This is a genomic window from Wenjunlia vitaminophila DSM 41686, assembly GCF_000380165.1.
In the GTDB taxonomy this organism is placed as follows: Bacteria; Actinomycetota; Actinomycetes; order Streptomycetales; family Streptomycetaceae; genus Wenjunlia; species Wenjunlia vitaminophila.
The window spans coordinates 23,456-42,697 of record NZ_KB904663.1 but is presented as its reverse complement, the minus strand read 5'-3'; the positions used below and the strand labels follow the sequence as shown (position 1 = coordinate 42,697).

Annotated in this window: 17 protein-coding genes; all 17 read right to left on the bottom strand. The window is 71.1% G+C overall.

All coding sequences use genetic code 11. The annotated features are described in order from the left end of the window. Nucleotides 1–75: 75 nt before the first annotated feature. The gene (locus tag A3IG_RS0111345) at nt 76–891 is read right to left on the bottom strand and encodes a F0F1 ATP synthase subunit delta (RefSeq protein ID WP_018383684.1); all 816 of its coding nucleotides are present in this window, start codon (nt 889–891) and stop codon (nt 76–78) included. 28 nt (nt 892–919) lie between these two features. After that, complete coding sequence (locus tag A3IG_RS0111340) at nt 920–1,453, bottom strand: F0F1 ATP synthase subunit B (protein ID WP_040911258.1); 534 nt, start codon at nt 1,451–1,453, stop codon at nt 920–922. A gap of 70 nt (nt 1,454–1,523) precedes the next feature. After that, complete coding sequence (gene atpE / locus A3IG_RS0111335; RefSeq protein ID WP_018383682.1) at nt 1,524–1,766, bottom strand: ATP synthase F0 subunit C; 243 nt, start codon at nt 1,764–1,766, stop codon at nt 1,524–1,526. Nucleotides 1,767–1,841: 75 nt separating this feature from the next. Further along, a complete protein-coding gene (atpB, locus tag A3IG_RS0111330) occupies nt 1,842–2,669 on the bottom strand; it encodes a F0F1 ATP synthase subunit A (protein ID WP_018383681.1) in 828 nt (275 codons plus the stop codon). A gap of 234 nt (nt 2,670–2,903) precedes the next feature. Next, nucleotides 2,904–3,341, bottom strand: a complete 438-nt coding sequence (locus tag A3IG_RS0111325; RefSeq protein WP_018383680.1) for a hypothetical protein — start codon at nt 3,339–3,341, stop codon at nt 2,904–2,906. Between the two features lie 282 nt (nt 3,342–3,623). Then, the gene (locus A3IG_RS0111320) at nt 3,624–4,940 is read right to left on the bottom strand and encodes an MraY family glycosyltransferase (protein WP_018383679.1); all 1,317 of its coding nucleotides are present in this window, start codon (nt 4,938–4,940) and stop codon (nt 3,624–3,626) included. Nucleotides 4,941–5,515: 575 nt separating this feature from the next. After that, complete coding sequence (locus A3IG_RS0111315) at nt 5,516–6,151, bottom strand: arsenate reductase/protein-tyrosine-phosphatase family protein (RefSeq protein WP_026220154.1); 636 nt, start codon at nt 6,149–6,151, stop codon at nt 5,516–5,518. A 47-nt stretch (nt 6,152–6,198) separates the two neighbouring features. After that, nucleotides 6,199–6,846 carry an L-threonylcarbamoyladenylate synthase gene (locus tag A3IG_RS0111310; protein WP_018383677.1) on the bottom strand — a complete coding sequence of 216 codons (648 nt, stop codon included), beginning with the start codon at nt 6,844–6,846 and terminating at the stop codon, nt 6,199–6,201. Between the two features lie 171 nt (nt 6,847–7,017). After that, nucleotides 7,018–7,863, bottom strand: a complete 846-nt coding sequence (gene prmC / locus A3IG_RS0111305; protein WP_018383676.1) for a peptide chain release factor N(5)-glutamine methyltransferase — start codon at nt 7,861–7,863, stop codon at nt 7,018–7,020. Between the two features lie 42 nt (nt 7,864–7,905). Then, a complete protein-coding gene (gene prfA / locus A3IG_RS0111300) occupies nt 7,906–8,976 on the bottom strand; it encodes a peptide chain release factor 1 (RefSeq protein ID WP_018383675.1) in 1,071 nt (356 codons plus the stop codon). 144 nt (nt 8,977–9,120) lie between these two features. Continuing rightward, nucleotides 9,121–9,345: a 50S ribosomal protein L31 gene (rpmE, locus tag A3IG_RS0111295; RefSeq protein ID WP_026220153.1), complete on the bottom strand. Its 225-nt coding sequence runs from the start codon at nt 9,343–9,345 to the stop codon at nt 9,121–9,123. 194 nt (nt 9,346–9,539) lie between these two features. Further along, the gene (locus A3IG_RS0111290) at nt 9,540–10,661 is read right to left on the bottom strand and encodes an LCP family protein (RefSeq protein WP_018383673.1); all 1,122 of its coding nucleotides are present in this window, start codon (nt 10,659–10,661) and stop codon (nt 9,540–9,542) included. Nucleotides 10,662–10,821: 160 nt separating this feature from the next. Then, nucleotides 10,822–12,906, bottom strand: a complete 2,085-nt coding sequence (rho, locus tag A3IG_RS0111285) for a transcription termination factor Rho (RefSeq protein ID WP_018383672.1) — start codon at nt 12,904–12,906, stop codon at nt 10,822–10,824. Between the two features lie 717 nt (nt 12,907–13,623). Further along, a complete protein-coding gene (gene thrB / locus A3IG_RS0111280; RefSeq protein ID WP_018383671.1) occupies nt 13,624–14,541 on the bottom strand; it encodes a homoserine kinase in 918 nt (305 codons plus the stop codon). A 417-nt stretch (nt 14,542–14,958) separates the two neighbouring features. Continuing rightward, a complete protein-coding gene (gene thrC, locus A3IG_RS0111275) occupies nt 14,959–16,062 on the bottom strand; it encodes a threonine synthase (protein WP_018383670.1) in 1,104 nt (367 codons plus the stop codon). Next, nucleotides 16,059–17,357: a homoserine dehydrogenase gene (locus tag A3IG_RS0111270; RefSeq protein ID WP_026220151.1), complete on the bottom strand. Its 1,299-nt coding sequence runs from the start codon at nt 17,355–17,357 to the stop codon at nt 16,059–16,061. Before A3IG_RS0111270 ends, thrC begins: the two co-directional genes overlap by 4 nt. A 98-nt stretch (nt 17,358–17,455) precedes the next feature. Beyond that, nucleotides 17,456–18,847 (bottom strand): diaminopimelate decarboxylase, encoded by a 1,392-nt coding sequence (lysA, locus tag A3IG_RS0111265; RefSeq protein WP_018383668.1) that lies wholly within the window; start codon nt 18,845–18,847, stop codon nt 17,456–17,458. Nucleotides 18,848–19,242 lie beyond the last annotated feature (395 nt).

The window sequence follows — 19,242 nt, the reverse complement described above, 5'->3', positions numbered from 1 at the left end:
GCGTGTCTGGCACGGCCCAACCCGGGCCGCATCAATCCATGCTTGTTGAGTTGTGCCGACTTCGGCAGGCCGGGCTCAACCGGCCAGCCGGCGGGCCGCCTCGTCCAGGCGGCTGCTGATCGAGCCGTCGATGACCTCGTCGCCGACCCGCACGCTGATCCCGCCGCGGACCTCGGGGTCCACGTCGAGGTTCAGGTGCACGTCGCGCCCGTACAGCCGGGCCAGGACCGAGCCGAGACGGTCCTTCTGCCCGGAGCTCAGCGGGACCGCCGTGGTCACCACGGCGACCATGCGCCCGCGCCGGGCCGCGGCCAGCCTGGAGTAGTTCTCCAGCCCCACATCCAGGCTAAGGCCACGCGGGTGGGTGACCAGCCTGGTGATCAGCCGTTCCGTGACCGCGTGGGCCTTTCCGCCGAGCAGCGAGCCGATCAGGTCCCCACGGGCGGTGCCGGGAGCCGACCGGTCGGTCAGGGCCTGCCGCAGCTCGGTCGAGGACTGCAGGATCCGGCTGAACCGGAAGAGCTCGTCCTCGACGTCGTCCAGGCGGCCCTCCCGTTCGGCGACGACGAGCTCTGCCGTGACCGACAGCTCCTCGACCGCGTCCGCCAGGTCCCGCGGGCGGGACCAACGGGACCGCACCATGCCGCCCAGCAGGTCCAGGGTCTCCCCCCTGACCTGCCCGGTGAGCAACCGACCCAGCAGGTCGGCCTTGGCCTGCCCGTCCTGGGCCGGGTCCGTCAGGAAGCGCCGCAGCGCCACCTCACGGTCGAGCAGGCGCCCGAAGGAAGCCAGCTCGCTGGCGACCGCCCCGGCGTCCACCGAGGTGTTGTCGGTGAGCGCGTCGAGCCGCTCGCGTGCGGCGGCCAGCGCCTCACGACTCGCGCCGTTCATGCCTCACGCTCCCCGTCTCGCGGCGACCTCATCGCCTGACGCCTTCCTCGGCCCGCTCCTCGAGCTCGCCGAGGAACCGGTCGATGATGCGGCTCTGCCGGGCGTGGTCCTCGAGGGACTCGCCGACGATCCGGCCGGCCAAGTCGGTGGCCAGCCGGCCCACGTCCTGGCGCAGCGCCTGCGCCGCCTGCTTGCGGTCGGCCTCGAGCTGGGTGTGGCCGGCCTCGATGATGGCTTCCTTCTGCCGCTGGCCCTCGGCGCGCATCTCCGCGATGAGCGCCGCGCCCTGCTCCTGCGCCTCCTGGCGCAGGCGCGCGGCCTCGTGCCGCGCGTCGGCGAGCTGGGCGCGGTATTCCTCCAGCACCCGCTGGGCCTCGGCCTGAGCCTCGTCGGCCTTCTCGATACCGCCCTCGATGGCTTCCCGCCGCTCGTCCAACACCTTGTTGATGCTGGGCACGAGCTTGGCGTAGAAGAGCCAGAAGACGATCCCGAAGGCGAGCAGACCGACGACGAGCTCCGGAATCTCGGGGACTAGAGGATTCTGCTCTTCCTCTGACGCCATGTGCAGGAGATTCACGTCTGGACCTTCCGTCTGTTTTGGCCGTGTGAATGGGCCTACCGGTCGTCCCGGATCACTTGCCGAAGACGAACGGCATGACGATGCCGATCAGGGCGAGCGCCTCGCAGAGCGCGAAGCCGAGGATCTGGTTCTGCCGGATCAGGCCGGCGGCCTCGGGCTGACGGGCCAGGGCCTGGGTGCCGTTACCGAAGATGATGCCGACACCGATGCCGGGGCCGACGGCGGCCAGGCCGTAGCCGATCGAGGCGACGGAGCCGTGGATGCCGTCGGCGGCGAGGGTCTGGAGAGCGGACATGCCGTTTCTTCCTTCTTCTTCACGGGGCCGGTGGGGTTTGGCCACCGGACGTTCTGGGTGCGGGTGTGTGGTGGATCAGTGGTCGGCGTGCAGGGCACCCTCGATGTAGGTGCAGGCCAGCAGGACGAAGACGTACGCCTGCAACGCCTGGATGAAGAGCTCGAACATGGTCATCACCACGACCATGACGAACGACACCCCCGCGTAGGCGATACCGATGCCGTTGAGCAGGTACCAGCTTGCGATGGTGAAGATCAGCAGCAGCAGGTGGCCGGCGAACATGTTGGCGAAGAGCCGCACCGCGTGGGTGAACGGCCGGACCAGCACGTTCGACAGGAACTCGATCGGGATCAGCAGGGGGTAGATCGCCTTGGGCAGCCCCGGCATGTAGCACAGGTTCTTGATGCCGCCCACGAAGCCGTGGCGCTTGAAGTTGATCGACATCCAGGTGAGCCAGACCACGCCCGCCAGGCCCGCCGGGAAGGCGATGAGCGAGGGCACTGGGAACTGGGCGAGCGGGACGACCGACCAGATGTTCATGATCCAGATGAAGAAGAACATCGAGACGATGAAGGGGACGTACTTCTCGCCCTCCTTCTTGCCGATCGTCTCGTAGACGATCCCCCGCCGGACGAAGTCGTACCCCGCCTCGCCGACCATCTGGAGCTTGCCCGGGACCACCTTCGGCTTGGCGAACGCCGCCCAGAAGAAGCCGCACACCACCAGCGTCGAGAGCAGCGCCAGCAGCATCGGCTTGTTGAACTCGAATCCGCCGACCTCGAACATCGGCTTGAAGAGGAAGGAGCTCAGGCCGGGTGAGGGGAAACCGCAACCGTCGAAGATGTGGCAGTCGGTCTCGAAGGCGAGCATCTGGTCAGCACTCACCGCGAGCTCCTTCGGCATAACGCATGGGTACGGCTACCTCGATGTGTCGGCGCGGCGCGAGCCGCGGAGCGGCACTGGACAGGTCGTGCGGATAGGGAGGGACCGAGGGGCCCGAAAGGCGCATGCGAAAGCGTGGGCCGCCGCCGTCCCGGATGAACGATCCGGGCACAGCGACTGCCCTCGCTCGCTGAGCCGTAGTTGGCACCGGACGATAGCAGGCGCCGGAGATCTTCCCGACACGACCCCTGGTTGTCATGTCCGGGGCTCCGTGAGCTTGGCCGGCCCGTCGGCCCCGGAAGCCGGGTCCACGTACAGGATCTTGGCCTTCATGTGCCCCCGCGCCTGGGCCGCGACCCAGGCCACCGTGCAGCCGATCAGGGTGAACGCGAACGCCTTGGGGTTGAACGCCTCGGTGTCCTTCACCAGCGCGAGCACGATCGCCAACAGCAGGAGCTGCGTGGTGTAGACCAGCATTCCCATCGCCTGGAAGAGGTGCGGCAGCGACCTGGCTGACCGCTGGAGGGCGACGAGCCCCGCGGAGAAGAACGCGAGCACCAGCACCAGGCCGAAGGCCGCGCCGATGGCCCCCTTGCTCCCGGCCACGGCCACCGAGATCCCGATGGCGACGACGCCGACGGCAGCGGTGGGAACAGCGGCGCTCAGCAGGATCCGGGCGTCGTTGGACTGCATGCGGGCAGCTCCGGCGGGTTGGAGGACAGCGGTACTCACGTGACTGACAGTGACGAAGGGGCGGGGAACACCGATCGACGAGCGAGGCACAGCCCGAGGTGGAACTCGAGGCGCACTCCCGGTGGCGAATGGCCGTTCCGTGTGGTCTTTCGGCGCTACCCCTGGTGTTCGTGAACGGTATCACAAACTATTTGATGAGAGCTTTACCTGCCAGATGTGCTCCCTGTCACACGATCCGGCTCTTGCCAACGGGTTCGCGCCAGTGGCGGGACAATGCCTCCGCTACCCCTCTCCCCCCTGCGTTCCCGCCGCGGAGTGCGCGTGGGGGCGGTTCGCGGACCTGTGCCGGCCGCCCATCGCGGTGGCTCCGTTGAGTGACGGCTGCTCTGTCGGCGACGCCTCGCCCAGCCGCCGGGCCGCCCGGCCTCGCCCGGCCCGGTAACGGGGCGGAACGAACGAATGTGACCACTCTGGGGCCTTGGGCCGAAACCTCGGCATCAACAGCACAACGAGACCGATCGCGCACAGGACAATACCGACCAGTGGTAGCACGGTGGAGTTGGACTGCACGGAGAACGCGACGGTGCCGAGGGCGATCAGTGCCGACCAGAAGTACATGATCAACACGGCCCTGCTGTGCGAGTGCCCGATCTCCAACAGCCGGTGGTGCAGGTGCTGCTTGTCCGCGGCGAACGGGGACTTGCCGTTCCAGGTGCGGCGGACCACTGCCAGCACCAGGTCGGTCATGGGCACCGCGATCAGCGCCAACGGCAGCAGTAGCGGGATGTAGACCGGGACCATCTCGTAGACCGCCTCGGTCTGCGAGCCGTTGGCCTCGTTCACCAGGTCGTCGTAGTTGACCTGACCGGTGACCGAGATCGCCGAGGCGGAGAGCATCAGACCGATCAACATCGATCCGGAATCGCCCATGAAGATGCGGGCGGGGTGCAGGTTGTGCGGCAGGAAGCCCAGGCACATGCCGATGAGGATGGCGCTGAAGAGCGTCGCCGGCGCGGCCGACTCGATGTTGTGGCCGAACCACAGACGGTAGGCGTAGGCGAAGAACGCGATGGCGGCGATGCACACCATGCCCGAGGCCAGCCCGTCCAGGCCGTCCACGAAGTTCACCGCGTTGATGGTGACCACCACCAGCGCCACGGTGAGCAGGGTGGACTGGATCGGCGTCAGGGTGAGCTGGCCGATCCCCGGCACCGGCAGGGACAGGATCTGCAGGCCCTGCAGGACCATCACGCCGGCGGCCACCATCTGCCCGCCGAGCTTGATCAGCGCGTCCACGCCCCACTTGTCGTCCAGCACCCCGAGCAGCCAGATCAGCCCGGCCCCGGACAACAGCGCCCGGGGCTCGTCGGTCTCGGTGAAGACCGTTCCGATGTGGGGGAGTTCCGAGGCGACCAGGAGACCCACGCACAGCCCCCCGAACATCGCGATGCCGCCCAGCCTGGGGGTCGGCTCCCGGTGCACGTCCCGTTCCCGGATCTCCGGCATCGCCTTGGCGGCGATGGCGAACTTCCGGACCGGTCCGGTGAGCAGGTAGGTGACGGCCGCGGTCACCAGGAGGGTCAGCAGGTACTCACGCACGGCGGCCCCTCGTCCGGGGTGACTGGTCTCGCTGCGTCCTCACGGATCACACCCTATGCGTGTGGCTCAGGTCACCGCGAACGCCGAAACGACCGTGCCGGCCGACGTTCGGGTGACGGTCAGGAGCAGAAGTGGACAAAATTGCGCACCTGGATGGGGCGGGACGGGACGCCGCTCCCTCGGGGCACCGCACCCGCGGGCTCGGCGCCGCACTGGCCCCGGAGCAACCGCACTGCAAGGAACAGGACGGAAACCAACGGGACTCGGACGATTCACTGCTCGAAACGGACAGAAACCAAAGCGGACGAGACAACGGACGGCCACCGACGGTACTGAGGCTGACAGTGCGGAGACGCGTGAGACGGGGACGGACAGGGCACCGAGGAAGACTCCTGGGCCCGGCGAACGGTTGCACCCGTCGGGACGTCGCCGGAACGGGACACCTGGCCACCGCGGACGGTGACGGTGCCATGACCCGACGTGGTGAGCGTACCGGGGACCCCCACCCGAGTGCCTGGCGGGTCCCCGTAGCGGCTCGGGTGCGCCGTGGCCACCGAGTCCCCCGGGGCGTCACCCTAGCGCCGCCACGGCACGGCCACGGGGCCGGAGACACCCGTCAACGCGGTCACCACCGGGTCGAGGGCGTGGTAGATCTCGTCGCCACAGTTGCGGAAGACCGTCAGCGGCGCCCCGTACGGGTCGTACACCTCGTCCGCGTCCGGGGTGGGGGCCATCAGCCACCCGCGCAGCGCCGCCGCCGCCCGGACCAGGGAGCGGGCCCGGGCGATCACCCCGCCGTCCTGGGGGAGCGTGGCCGGGTCTATGGCCCGCACCAGCCGGGTGAACTCCTTGAGGGTGAACGTGCGCAGGCCCGCCGCGTGCCCCATGGAGATCACCTGGGCGCGGTGGTCCCGGGTCGCGGTCAACACCAGGTCGGCCTCGACCACGTGGTCGTCGAGCAGCTCCCGTCCGGTGAAACCGTCCGGGTCCGCCCCGTACTCGGTGAGCACCGCGGCGGCGTGGCTCTCCATGGGGGCACCCTCGTGCCCCCAGGTCCCGGCGCTCTCCACCACGATCCCGGCCGCTCCCTCGCCGAGCCGCAGGTGTAGTTCGTGCCTGGTCAGCCGCTCGGCGATGGGTGAGCGGCAGACGTTGCCGGTGCACACGTGCAGGATGCGGAAACAGTCGTACGAGGGAGTGTGGCCTGGTATGCCCCGCTGGGGCCCCGCGGTCCCACCCGGCGGCCGGTGGGGCCCGGTCAACTGGCCGCCCCCGTGCCCGGTACCACCGCGCGCAGCTCCTCCAGCGAGATGGCTCCCTGGCGCAGCAGCACCGGGACCCGACCGGTCACATCGACGATGGACGAAGGGACGATGTCCGGGGTCGGTCCCCCGTCGAGGTACACGGAGACGGCGTCGCCGAGCATCTCCTGGGCCGTGTCGCAGTCCTGCGGGGCCGGGCGCCCGGTGGCGTTGGCACTGCTGACCGCCATCGGGCCGGTCTCGGTGAGCAGCTCGATCGCCACCGGGTGCAACGGCATGCGCACCGCGACGGTGCCACGGGTGTCACCCAGGTCCCAGCGCAGCGACGGCTGGTGCTTGGCCACCAGGGTCAGCGCGCCGGGCCAGAACGCGTCCACCAGCTCCCAGGCCTGCTCGGAGAAGTCGCTGACCAGGCCGTGCAGCGTGTTCGGGGAGCCGACGAGGACCGGGGAAGGCATGTTCCTGCCGCGGCCCTTGGCCTCGAGCAGGTCACCCACGGCCTCGGCGGAGAAGGCGTCGGCGCCAACGCCGTAGACGGTGTCCGTGGGCAGCACCACCAGCTCGCCGCGGCGGACCGCGGAGGCGGCCTCGCGCAGGCCGATGGAGCGGTCGGACGCGTCGGAGCAGTCGTAGCGGCGTGCCATCAGGGGGCCTCCTTGGCTGTGTTGCGGCGCGCTCGCCCAAGGCGAGCGCTGGTACCCGGCGCGACATTGTGACGCGTGCGCCGCCGAACGTACGCACCCGGCGGTGTCGCTCCTGGTCGAGCGGTCACGGCTGCCTCGCTCCCTCCTCGTCGTCGCCCGTGCCACCCGCGGTCACGGCACGGCCCTGCGGGCCGTGGTGAACCTGGGCCGGTTGTTCAGGTCCCGGTGGTCGGCGGCGTCGGTCCAGCCGGCGTCCTCGTTGAAGATCCACGGAACCTGACCGCCCTGGGTGTCGGCGTGCTCCACCACCACCACGCCGCCGGGGCGCAGCAGGCGGCGGGCGGTGCGCTCCAGGCCACGGATGGTGTCGAGGCCGTCCTGCCCGGAGAACAGCGCGAGCTCCGGGTCGTGGTCGCGGGCCTCGGGGGCGACGTTCTCCCACTCCTCGAGCGGAACGTACGGCGGGTTGCTGATCACCAGGTCCACCTGGCCGTCGAACCCGGGCAGGGCGTGCAGCGCGTCCTGGTGGTGGAGCACGACCCGGGAGCCGGCGACGTTCCGACGGGCCCACGCCAGTGCCCGCTCGTCCAGCTCCACCGCGTGCACGGTGCTCCGCGGCACCTCCTGGGCGAGCGCGAGGGCGATCGCCCCCGACCCGGTGCACAGGTCCACGACCAGCGGCTCGGCCACGTCCATGGCCCGCAGGGCGTCTATCGCCCAGCCCACCACCGACTCGGTCTCCGGCCGGGGGACGAACACACCGGGGCCGACCCGTAGCTCCAGGTAGCGGAAGAAGGCCCGCCCGGTGATGTGCTGGAGCGGTTCCCTGGCCTCCCGGCGGGCCACCGCCTCCCAGTACCTGGCGTCGAAGTCGGCGTCCGGCACGGTGTGCAGTTCCCCGCGTTTGACCCCGTGCACGTAGGCGGCCAGTTCCTCCGCGTCGAACCGTGGCGACGGCACGCCGGCGTCGGCCAGCCGCTGGGTGGCCTGTGCCACCTCTGCGAGCAGCAGGTTCACGTCACGCCTCCTCGCGCAGTCGGCCGGCGCCGGACGGCGCCCTCACTGGGCGGCGGCGAGTTTGGCCGCGGAGTCCGCGTCCACACACGCCTGGATCACCGGGTCGAGCTCACCGTCCAGCACCTGGTCAAGGTTGTACGCCTTGAAGCCCACCCGGTGGTCCGAAATGCGGTTCTCCGGAAAGTTGTAGGTGCGGATCCGCTCGGAGCGGTCCACCGTGCGGACCTGGCTGCGGCGGGCGTCCGACGCCTCCCGGTCCGCCTCCTCCTGCGCCGCGGCCAGCAGCCGGGCCCGCAGGATGCGCAGCGCCTGCTCCTTGTTCTGCAACTGGCTCTTCTCGTTCTGGCACGAGACCACGATGCCGGTGGGCAGGTGGGTGATCCGCACGGCCGAGTCGGTGGTGTTGACGGACTGGCCGCCGGGCCCGGACGAACGGTAGACGTCGATCCGCAGGTCGTTGGGGTTGATCTCCACCTCGACGTCCTCCGCCTCGGGCATCACCAGCACCCCGGCTGCCGAGGTGTGGATGCGGCCCTGGGACTCGGTCGCGGGGACCCGCTGGACCCGGTGGACCCCGCCCTCGTACTTCAGCCGGGCCCACACACCGGCCCCGGGCTCGACCTGGCCGCGGGACTTCACCGCCACCGAGACGTCCCGGTAGCCCCCGAGGTCCGACTCGTTGGCGTCGAGGAGCTCGGTGCGCCAGCCGACGCGCTCGGCGTACCGCAGGTACATCCGCAGCAGGTCGCCGGCGAACAGGGCGGACTCCTCGCCGCCCTCCCCCGCCTTGATCTCCAGGATGACGTCCTTGTCGTCGCTGGGGTCGCGGGGGACGAGCAGCAGCCGCAGCCGGTCGGTCAGCTCCTCGTTGCGCTGCTGGAGCGTCTTGACCTCGACGGCGAACTCGGGGTCCTCCGCCGCGAGCTCGCGGGCCGTCTCGATGTCCTCGCCGGTGCTCTGCCAGTCACGGTAGGTCGTCACGATGGGCGTCAGCTCGGCGTAGCGCTTGTTCAGCCTGCGCGCCTCGGCCTGGTCGGTGTGGAGCGCCGGGTCGGCCAGCCGCTGCTCCAGGAGGGCGTGCTCGCCGATCAGGTCCTGGACCGCCTCGAACATGGTTGTGGGCTCCCCTTCGCTTGCGCCGCTGTGGTGGGAGGTGGGACTGGTCGCACGGGTGGTGCGGACGCCGGATCGGGACGACAAAGCGCCGGTCCGGTCACCCGTGGGCTGGGCTGACCGAGAACCGGCGCTTGACGGTCGCTACTTCTTGGCGGCCTTCGCGTTCTTGCCGAACCGCGCCTCGAACCGGGCCACCCGGCCACCGGTGTCGAGGATCTTCTGCTTGCCCGTGTAGAACGGGTGGCACTGCGAGCAGATGTCGGCACGGATCTGGCCGCCCTTGGCAGTGCTACGGGTGGTGAAGGAGGCACCACAGGTGCAGGTGACCTGGGTCTCCACGTACTCGGGGTGAATATCGGGCTTCACGGGCTCTCCAAATGTCAGGGAGGGCACCGGGTCGAGCGGCCGGCTGCCGCACGTGAACCGGGGCCGACGCACCAGTTTGCCAGTACAGGTACGCATGGATCAAAACAGGTCCCGGCCGGGGGTTATTCCGCCGTTCCGGGGACCTCACCGGAACCGGGGAACCCCGCCCCAGGTGGGCGCGGGCCGGTGGGCGGTCAGCGCGGTACGGGCGCGAGCCGGGAGGTCACCGGCGGGTGGGGGTCGGTCCTGGCCGGCTCGGGCCTGGCGTTCAGCGCCGACTCGGGCACGGGGCGGTCCGCCCGGAGCGCGGCCCACACCTGGCGGGCCTGTGGGCCGCGGGGGACCAGTCGGTTGGGGTCGGCGGAGTCGTAGTCGACCGGCAGGACCATGGTGGTGAGCCGGTCCGACTTGATCCCCCCGAGGTCGTCGGCGAGGTCGGTGACCCCCTTCACGGAGGCGATCTCCGAGTCGGTGGTCAGGGCCCCGGAGGCGGCGTCGGCGACCCGGTACAGCTTGGCCGGGTTGGTGAGCAGCCTGCGGTCGTGCACCTTGTTCAGCAGTGCGGTGAGGAAGCGCTGCTGGAGCTCGATCCGGGCCAGGTCACTGCCGTCGCCCACGCCGTGCCTGGTGCGGACGAAGCTGAGCGACTCCTCGCCGTCGAGGTGGTGGGTGCCGGCGGGCAACCTCAGTTTGCTGTCCCGGTCGTCGATGGGCTTGCGGGTGGTGACGGTCACCCCACCCAGGGCGTCCACCAGCTTCTTGAAGCCGGCGAAGTCCATCTCCAGGTAGTGGTCCATGCGGATTCCGGTCATCGCCTCCACGGTCTTGACCGAGCAGGCGGGGCCCCCGACCCGGTAGGAGTCGTTGAACATCACACGTTGCCGGGCCGGCGTGTGTCCGCCCCCCGGGCGACGGCAGGACGGGCGGTCCACCAGGGTGTCCCGCGGGATGCTCACCACGGTGGCCTCCTTGTGGCCGGCGGCCACGTGCACCACCATCGCGGTGTCCGCCCGGGCACCGGACGCCCGCCCGTACCTGGCGTTCTGCCCGGCCCTTGAGTCCGATCCCAGGATCAGCAGGTCCATGGTGCCGTTGGGCACGTCCCGGGGGCGGTCGCCGCCGAGCTGGCCGTCGATGTCGATGCCCTCGAGGTTGCCGCTGAACAGGATGTGGAGCAGGGCCACCACCCCGGCCACCAGCAGCACCACACCGATGAGCAGCCAGGTCAGCACCCTCAGGACACGCCGGAGCCGACGGGACCCGGCGCCTTCGCGCCCCGGCCCGACTCTCTCCTCACCACCGCCCCGCTGTGCCATCGGCTCCTCGGTTGCTGCCGGTCAGATGTTCCTCTCCCGGGTTCCCCCGAACGCGGCGGCGAAGCACGGCGTGTCGAAATGACGAACGGGGGCGGGGTCCACAGGCCTGGTGGCCTGCGGACCCCGCCCCCGGAACGCTCGATCGCGCGGCGGGACGACGTCAGTCGTTGTTGCCCATGCCGGGCGTCGTCTTGGCGATCTGCATCAGGAACTCGGCGTTGCTCTTGGTCTGCTTCATCCGGTCCAGCAGCAGCTCGATGGCCTGCTGCTGGTCCAGGGCGTGCAGCACCCGGCGGAGCTTCCAGACGATGTTCAGCTCCTCGCCCGTCATCAGGATCTCCTCCTTGCGGGTGCTGGACGCGTCCACGTCCACCGCGGGGAAGATCCGCTTGTCGGCGAGCTTCCGGTCGAGCTTGAGCTCCATGTTGCCGGTGCCCTTGAACTCCTCGAAGATCACCTCGTCCATCCGCGAGCCGGTCTCGACCAGCGCGGTGGCCAGGATGGTCAGCGAGCCGCCGTCCTCGATGTTGCGCGCCGCACCGAAGAACCTCTTCGGCGGGTAGAGGGCGGTGGAGTCCACACCACCGGACAGGATCCGGCCGGACGCCGGGGCCGCCAGGTTGTACGCACGGCCCAGACGGGTGATGTTGTCCAGCAGGACCACCACGTCGTGACCGAGCTCCACCAGCCGCTTGGCCCGCTCGATCGCGAGCTCGGCGATGGTGGTGTGGTCCTCGGCGGGCCGGTCGAAGGTCGAGGAGATGACCTCGCCCTTGACCGCGCGCTGCATGTCGGTGACCTCTTCCGGACGCTCGTCGACCAGGACGACCATCAGGTGGCACTCGGGGTTGTTGCGGGTGATCGCGTTGGCGATCGACTGCATGATCGTGGTCTTGCCGGTCTTCGGCGGGGCCACGATCAGCCCGCGCTGTCCCTTGCCGATCGGTGTCACCAGGTCGATGATCCGGTTGATCAGGCCGCCGGGGTCGGTCTCCAGGCGCAGCCGCTCCTGCGGGTACAGCGGGGTGAGCTTGTTGAACTCGGGACGGCCACGGCCGCTCTCCGGCGCCATGCCGTTGACGGAGTCCAGCCGCACCAGGGCGTTGAACTTCTCCCGGCGCTCGCCCTCCCGGGGCTGACGCACCGCACCGGTGACGTGGTCACCCTTGCGGAGCCCGTTCTTGCGGACCTGGGCCAGCGACACGTACACGTCGTTCGGCCCGGGCAGGTAGCCCGAGGTGCGGATGAACGCGTAGTTGTCCAGGATGTCCAGGATGCCGGCGACCGGGATCAGGACGTCGTCGTCGGCGACCTGCGGCTCGTTGGCGAAGTCCTCGCGTCCGCGGCGACCCCGACGGTCGCGGTAGCGGCCCCGGCGGCGGCGTCCGCCGCCCTCGAAGTCCTCGTCGTCCTGGGCCTGCGGTCCCTGCTGGCGGTCCCGCTGACGGCCCTCGCCGCCCTCGCCGGCGCCGTCGCCCGCCTTGCGGCGGTCACGCTGGCCGCCGCGCTCCCCGCGCTCCCCGCGCTCCCCGCGCTCGCCGCGGTCCCGGCGGTCGTTCTTCTGGCCCCGACGGCCGTCCTGGCGGTCCTCGCCGGTCCTGGCGCCCTCCGCCGCCCTGCCCTCGGCGCCGTCCGTGGCCGCGGCGGCCCTGGTGTCCTGGCCGGACTCACGGGACTCCCTGCCCTGGCCGGTCTCCGCCTCGGCGGTCACCGTCTCGGGCGAGCCGCTGGGGGCGGTGGCCCGACGGCGGCGTCGTTCCACCGGCGCCTCGTCGGACTGGGGCTGACCGGGGATGTCGATCTGCTGCTGGGTGGTGGTGTCCACCGCGACCGCGGTGTCCCCGGTGCGTGCCCGTGAGGTGGCCCGGCGCTTGGGCTTCTCGGCGGCCGGCTCGGCGGCGCCCTTGTCGGACGCGGCGCGCTCGGCCACGTTGTTGGTGGTGGCCTTGTCGGACGCGGCCTTCCCGGCCGTACCGTCGGACGCCGCCTTGGACGCGGTCTCGGCGCCGCCGAGCGTGGCCTGCTTCTCCTTGATCACCTCAATGAGCTGGCTCTTGCGCATGCGGGCGGTGCCGCTGATGCCAAGGCGGGAGGCAAGCTGCTGGAGCTCCGCCAGGACCATGCCGTTAAGGCCGGTGCCCGATCGGCGGCGCCTGGGGGCGGCACCGGTGGCGGGAGCGGCGGGAGCGTCCGGGGTGGGCGCGGCGTCCGGGCGCACGCCCATCAGATCGGTGGTGTCGCTCACGAAGGGTCCTTCCCTGGAGCGGGCGTCGGCCTGTCTGGCTCGGCGACCGGTTGTGCTGTCCGGATCTGCCACTTGTCGGTGCAGGTCCGGGCGGAGTGGTCCGCCCTACGGCGGTCAGAGGATTCCCTGCCGATCTTGGACGGAAAGGCAGGCGGCGCGAAGTCCGTCGTCGTCACTCGCGCCGTTCCGGTACTGGACAGCCAGCGCCACACAGGCAGGATGCGCAGGTGGTGGGGTGGTTCCCGGAGAGTGACGGTCCCGGTTCTTTGAGGTCACTCCCACGTTTGGGAGGCCAGTGCTGGCCACTCCGGTGCTGGGTGCTCCAGTACTGAGGATTCCAGTTCTGAAGATTCCCATGCCAGAGATTGCGATACCGGAGATTCCCAAGTTGGACACTCCGGCACCTGGATTACCAGTGCTGGGGATACCTCTGAAGTCGGGACACTGAGCACTGCGCCTCTTAGGGCGCCTGGTGCCGACATGAGGTTAACACTACAGGATCCGGCAAACATTCCCCCTCTCCCCAGCCGCTTTTCGTGTCGTGTGGCGGCTGGTTCTCCCGGCGCCCACGGCAACCTCGGGGGCTTGCGTTCCCGTACCCGATGGCTGTTCAAACCCCCTGGTCACGGTCTCGCCTCCCCCCGCGTCGCTCCGGCGACCGGACGTCCGATGGCTTTTCCCATGGCTGTGCTGACCTGCTCCGGCGCACGGCGCCGGTCATGCCCCCAACGGGAGGACACTCGCTCCCGTCAAGTCCAGTTGGAGTCGGTGCGCGGCCCAGCCGTCCCCGGCGAGCGCGGCCACCTTCTCGGCTGTCCCGTCCTCGGCGAACGCCAGCACCGTGGGCCCGGCGCCCGAGATCACCGCGGGCACCCCCTCGTCACGCAGCGCCGTCACCAGCGCCACGCTGTGTGGCATCGCCGGTGCGCGGTACTCCTGGTGGATGCGGTCCTCGGTGGCGGCGAACAACAGCTCCGGGCGGCGCGACAGGGCTTCCACCAGGAGCGCGGCGCGCCCCGCGTTGGCGGCGGCGTCCACGTGCGGCACGGTCCGCGGCAGCAGGCCCCGGGCGGTCTCGGTGGCCAGCTCGGCGGCCGGCACGAACACCACGGGAGCCACCGCGGAAGCCGGCTCGAGGCGCACCGCGCGGGCCGCACCGTGCTCGGTCCAGGCGATGGTGAACCCCCCGAGGAGGCAGGCCGCCACGTTGTCCGGGTGCCCCTCGAGCTCCCCCGCGAGCTCGAGCAGCCCCGCGTCGTCGAGCCGCTCGGAGCCGCCTATGGTGACCGCCCGGGCCGCCACGATGCCCGCGCAGATCGCCGCCGAGGACGACCCCAGGCCGCGGCCGTGCGGAACCCGGTTGGCGCACACCACCTCGAGGCCGCGGGGCTGGCCGCCGAGCAGGTCGAACGCGGTGCGGAGCGCCCTGACCACCAGATGTCGCTCATCCCTGGGCAGGGTCTTGGCGCCCTCCCCCGCGATGTCGACGTGGAGTCCGGAGTCCGCCACGCGGACCACCACGTCGTCGTACAGACCCAGCGCGAGGCCGCAGGCATCGAAGCCTGGGCCGAGGTTCGCGCTGGTCGCGGGCGTGCGCACCCGGACTGCGGCGGCGCGGAACGCGGGACCGGCCATACGCTGTGGACTCTCCTCGTAGGAATCTGCCATTCCGCCCCGTCCACCAGGTGCGGGACGGAACACACCGGGACACCCGGTGATCCGGGGTACTGCTGTGCTGCCGGGAGGCTGCCGGAACCTGATGTGTGCGGAACCTGAACTGAGCGGATGGCGAAGCAACCCCCGAGCCCCCGGCCGGGTGGTCCGTGACGGCGGAACAAGCCGCCGGATGCCCACAGCTTATCGAAGAGAGGTTCCGACGCGACATACGGCGCACGAACGGCGCATCCTGCGTGTCGTGTGCTACCCCGTGCTCCTTCCGGCAACTGTCCAGCTCGCACCGGCGTTTTGGCCGGTGATGAGCGTTGCTGTAGCGGGTCACAAGCCCGGCGAAAGGCTTTTCCGGGGCGCCACTCAGCCGGGGCCGGCGGGCGGTCAGCCCAGGCCGAGCTGCTTGGCCGCGGTGTCGGCGTCCACCGGCACGGTGATCGGCTGCGGCGCGCCGCTCACCGCCCAGTCCGGGTCCTTGAGCCCGTTCCCGGTCACCGTGCACACGATCCGCTGGCCCGGCTCGACCCGGCCCGCCTCGGCGGCCGCGAGCAGACCGGCTGCGCTCGCCGCGGAGGCCGGCTCCACGAAGACGCCCTCACGGGACGCCAGCAGGCGGTACGCCGAGAGGATCTGACGATCCGTCACAGCTTCGATCAGCCCCCCGGACGCGTCCCTGGCCTCCTCGGCCAGCCGCCACGAGGCCGGGTTGCCGATCCGGATCGCGGTGGCGATGGTCTGCGGGCTGGCGACCGGCTTCCCGTTCACGATCGGAGCGGCCCCCGCCGCCTGGAACCCCCACATCCGGGGGGTGCGGCTGGCCACGCCGTCCGCGGCGTACTCCCGGTACCCCTTCCAGTAGGCGGTGATGTTCCCGGCGTTCCCCACCGGCAGCAGGTGCAGGTCAGGGGCGTCCCCGAGGGCGTCCACCACCTCGAAGGCCGCCGTCTTCTGCCCCTCGATCCGCACCGGGTTGACCGAGTTCACCAGGGCCACCGGGTAGCGCTCCGACAGGCCGCGCGCCAGGGTCAGGCAGTCGTCGAAGTTCCCGTCCACCTCCAGGATGCGCGCCCCGTGCACCAGTGCCTGCCCCATCTTGCCCGGCGCGATCTTGCCGCGGGGCACCAGCACCGCGCACACCATCCCCGCCCGTACGGCGTACGCCGCGGCCGACGCGGAGGTGTTCCCGGTGGACGCGCAGATCACCGCCTGCGCCCCGGCCTCCTTGGCCGCGGAGATCGCCATCGTCATCCCGCGGTCCTTGAACGAGCCGGTCGGGTTGGCGCCCTCCACCTTCAGGTACACCTCGCACCCGGTGCGCTCGCTCAGCACCTGCGCCCTGACCAGTGGCGTCCCACCCTCGCCCAGGGTGACCACGGGGGTGTCCGGGGTCACCGGCAACCGGTCCCGGTACTCCTCGATGACTCCGCGCCACTGGTGGGGGCCACGCCCCGGGCCCACCTCGCTGGGCCTGCCGACAACCGCGTTCACTTGGGCTGCTCTCCTTCTACGCGCATGATGCTGGCCACGCCCCGTACGGTGTCCAACCGCCGCAGCGCCGCGACGGTCCCGGACAGGGCCGCGTCCGACGCCCGGTGCGTCACCACGACGAGCGACGCCTCTCCGCCCCGAACCTGCTGACGCACCGTGTCGATGGACACCCCGTGCTCGGCGAAGACCGTGGCGACCTGGGCGAGGACCCCCGCCCGGTCCGCCACGTCCAGGCTGACGTGGTAACGGGTCACCACGTCGCCCATCGGGCGCACCGGGAGCCTGGCGTACGCCGACTCCCCCGGCCCCGTGGTCCCGTTCAGCTTGTTCCGGCACACCGCCACCAGGTCCCCGAGCACCGCGCTCGCGGTCGGCGCGCCGCCGGCGCCCGGCCCGTAGAACATCAGCCGGCCGGCGGCCTCGGCCTCGACGAACACCGCGTTGTACGCCTCGCGGACGCTGGCCAGCGGGTGGCTCAGCGGGATCATCGCCGGGTGCACCCTGGCCGTCACCGAGGCGCCGTCCGCGGTCCGCTCGCAGATCGCCAGCAGCTTCACCACGCAGCCCATCTCCCGGGCACTGGCGATGTCCGCCGCGGTGACCTCGGTGATCCCCTCACGGTGCACGTCCGCGGCCGTCACCCGGGTGTGGAAGGCGATGCCGGCGAGGATGGCCGCCTTGGCGGCGGCGTCGAAGCCCTCCACGTCGGCGGTCGGGTCGGCCTCGGCGTAGCCCAGGGTGGTGGCCTCGTCCAGCGCCTCGGAGTAGCCGGCGCCGGTGGTGTCCATCCGGTCCAGGACGAAGTTGGTGGTGCCGTTGACGATGCCGAGCACCCGGTTGACCGTGTCCCCGGCGAGCGACTCGCGCAGCGGCCGGATCAGCGGGATCGCCCCGGCGACCGCGGCCTCGTAGTACAGGTCCACGCCGTGTTTCACCGCGGCGGCGTGCAGCGCGGCACCGTCGGCGGCGAGCAGGGCCTTGTTCGCGGTGACCACGCTGGCGCCGTGCTCCATGGCGGTGGTGATCAGCTCACGGGCCGGCTCGATGCCCCCGATGACCTCCACGGCGACGTCGATGTCGTCGCGTTTGACCAGTTCGACCGCGTCCGCGGTGATCAGCTCGGGGGGCACCCCCGGTCGGGACCGGTTCGGCCGGCGGACCGCCACCCCGGCGAGCTCCACCGGGGCGCCGATGCGGGCGGCGAGGTCGTCCCGTTGCGTCGCCATGATGCGCGCCACCTCTGAGCCGACGACTCCACAGCCCAGCAGCGCCACCCTCAGCGGTCGCGTACGCATATCCGACCTCGCCTCTTCACCGTCATGGGTCAGTTCCAGTCTCGTGCACCCGGCGGATGTATCCACGCCGGGTCCACCATCTGAGACCGTTTTTCTCGTCAGTCGATGTCCAACCGCAGGAGATCCTCCTCGGTCTCCCGCCGGACGATCACCCGGGCCCGCCCGTCCCGGACCGCGACCACCGGGGGGCGCGGCACGTAGTTGTAGTTGCTGGCCAGGGAACGGCAGTAGGCGCCGGTGGCCGGCACCGCGAGCAGGTCCCCCGCCGCCAGGTCGGCCGGGAGGTAGGCGTCCCGCACCACGATGTCACCGGACTCACAGTGCTTGCCCACCACCCGGCACAGCACCGGCGCCTCGTCCGACGCCCGCGACGCCAGGGTCACCGAGTACTCGGCGTCGTACAGCGCGGTCCTGATGTTGTCCGACATGCCGCCGTCCACGCTCACGTAGGTGCGCAGGCCCTCCAGCGGCTTGACCGTGCCGACCTCGTAGAGGGTGAACGCGGTGGGGCCGACGATGGCCCGTCCCGGTTCCACCGAGAGGCGCGGCACCGCGAGGCCCGCCGCTTCACACTCATGGGTGACGATCTCGGTCAGCGCCTTGGCCACGCTCCATGGGTCCGGCGGGTCGTCGTCGCTGGTGTACGCGATCCCCAGGCCGCCACCGAGGTCGATCTCGGGCAGTTCCACCCCGTGTTCCTCACGCAACCGGCGCAGCAACCCCACCACCCGGCGGGCGGCCACCTCGAACCCGGCCATGTCGAAGATCTGCGAGCCGATGTGCGAGTGCAGCCCCACCAGTTCCAGGGAACCCAGCTTCAGCACCCGGCGGGCGGCCTCCTCGGCCTCCCCGGTGCTGAGCGCGAGACCGAACTTCTGGTCCTCGTGGGCGGTGGCGATGAACTCGTGGGTGTGGGCCTCCACCCCCACGGTCACCCGCACCAGCACCCGCTGCCGCACCCCGCGCCGGGCGGCGACGTCCGCCACCCGGACGATCTCCTGGAACGAGTCCACCACGATCCGGCCCACCCCGGCCTCGACCGCCCGTTCCAGCTCGGCGACCGACTTGTTGTTGCCGTGGTAGGCGATCCGCTCCGGCGGCATCCCGCCGGCCAGCGCGGTGACCAGCTCACCGCCGGTGCACACGTCGAGGTTGAGTCCCTCCTCGTTCACCCACCGGGCGACCGCGCGGGACAAGAAGGCCTTCCCGGCGTAGAACACGTCGGCGCCCGGCCCGAAGGCGTCCCGCCACGCCCGGCAGCGGGTGCGGAAGTCGTTCTCGTCGAGCACGTACACGGGCGTGCCGAACTCGGCAGCGAGCGCCCGCACGTCGATGCCGCCCACGGTGACCACGCCGTCGGCGCCACGGGTCACCCCGCCGGCCCACACCTTGGGGTCCAGGGCGTTCACGTCCACCGGCGGGACGGGACGGGACCACTCAGCCAGCACATCGGCGTGGCGGGGCCCCGCCGGGTGCGCGGAACGGCTCATGACGCACCCGCCCGCGGGTTCCTCCGGCCGGCGGGCAGGGGGCGCCCGCCGAGGCATCCATGACTCACGACTGCTTGCTCCATCACTGTCGGGACGGGCCACACCCTCGGGGCGGGGCCCTGGTTCACGCCCGGGCCGCGGGTGCCCACGGGCCTCCGCCGCACTGGTCGGCACCCGGGGCCCGGGGCGGCCGGTCGGGAGGACCAGACCCTGTTCTTGCGGACCCTGTTCTTGCGGGCCCCGTCCTCACGGGCACTGGTCCGTGAGGTGCCGGTCTGGGGGGCACTGGTCTGGGGGGCACCGGCCGCCGGACACGACGCTGGGCACGGGCGGGCCGGTGGGGGCTGGGGTCGGGTGGTCTGGTCAGCGGAGCTCCGGGGTGTCCCCCGGAGCTC

What these genes read in the sequence shown, in the direction of transcription:
- A3IG_RS0111345 (WP_018383684.1), bottom strand. Translation starts at nt 891, where the DNA reads ATGAACGGCGCGAGTCGTGAGGCGCTGGCCGCCGCACGCGAGCGGCTC.
- A3IG_RS0111340 (WP_040911258.1), bottom strand. Translation starts at nt 1,453, where the DNA reads ATGGCGTCAGAGGAAGAGCAGAATCCTCTAGTCCCCGAGATTCCGGAG.
- atpE (WP_018383682.1), bottom strand. Translation starts at nt 1,766, where the DNA reads ATGTCCGCTCTCCAGACCCTCGCCGCCGACGGCATCCACGGCTCCGTC.
- atpB (WP_018383681.1), bottom strand. Translation starts at nt 2,669, where the DNA reads ATGCCGAAGGAGCTCGCGGTGAGTGCTGACCAGATGCTCGCCTTCGAG.
- A3IG_RS0111325 (WP_018383680.1), bottom strand. Translation starts at nt 3,341, where the DNA reads ATGCAGTCCAACGACGCCCGGATCCTGCTGAGCGCCGCTGTTCCCACC.
- A3IG_RS0111310 (WP_018383677.1), bottom strand. Translation starts at nt 6,846, where the DNA reads ATGGCACGCCGCTACGACTGCTCCGACGCGTCCGACCGCTCCATCGGC.
- prfA (WP_018383675.1), bottom strand. Translation starts at nt 8,976, where the DNA reads ATGTTCGAGGCGGTCCAGGACCTGATCGGCGAGCACGCCCTCCTGGAG.
- A3IG_RS0111290 (WP_018383673.1), bottom strand. Translation starts at nt 10,661, where the DNA reads ATGGCACAGCGGGGCGGTGGTGAGGAGAGAGTCGGGCCGGGGCGCGAA.
- thrB (WP_018383671.1), bottom strand. Translation starts at nt 14,541, where the DNA reads ATGGCCGGTCCCGCGTTCCGCGCCGCCGCAGTCCGGGTGCGCACGCCC.
- A3IG_RS0111270 (WP_026220151.1), bottom strand. Translation starts at nt 17,357, where the DNA reads ATGCGTACGCGACCGCTGAGGGTGGCGCTGCTGGGCTGTGGAGTCGTC.
- lysA (WP_018383668.1), bottom strand. Translation starts at nt 18,847, where the DNA reads ATGAGCCGTTCCGCGCACCCGGCGGGGCCCCGCCACGCCGATGTGCTG.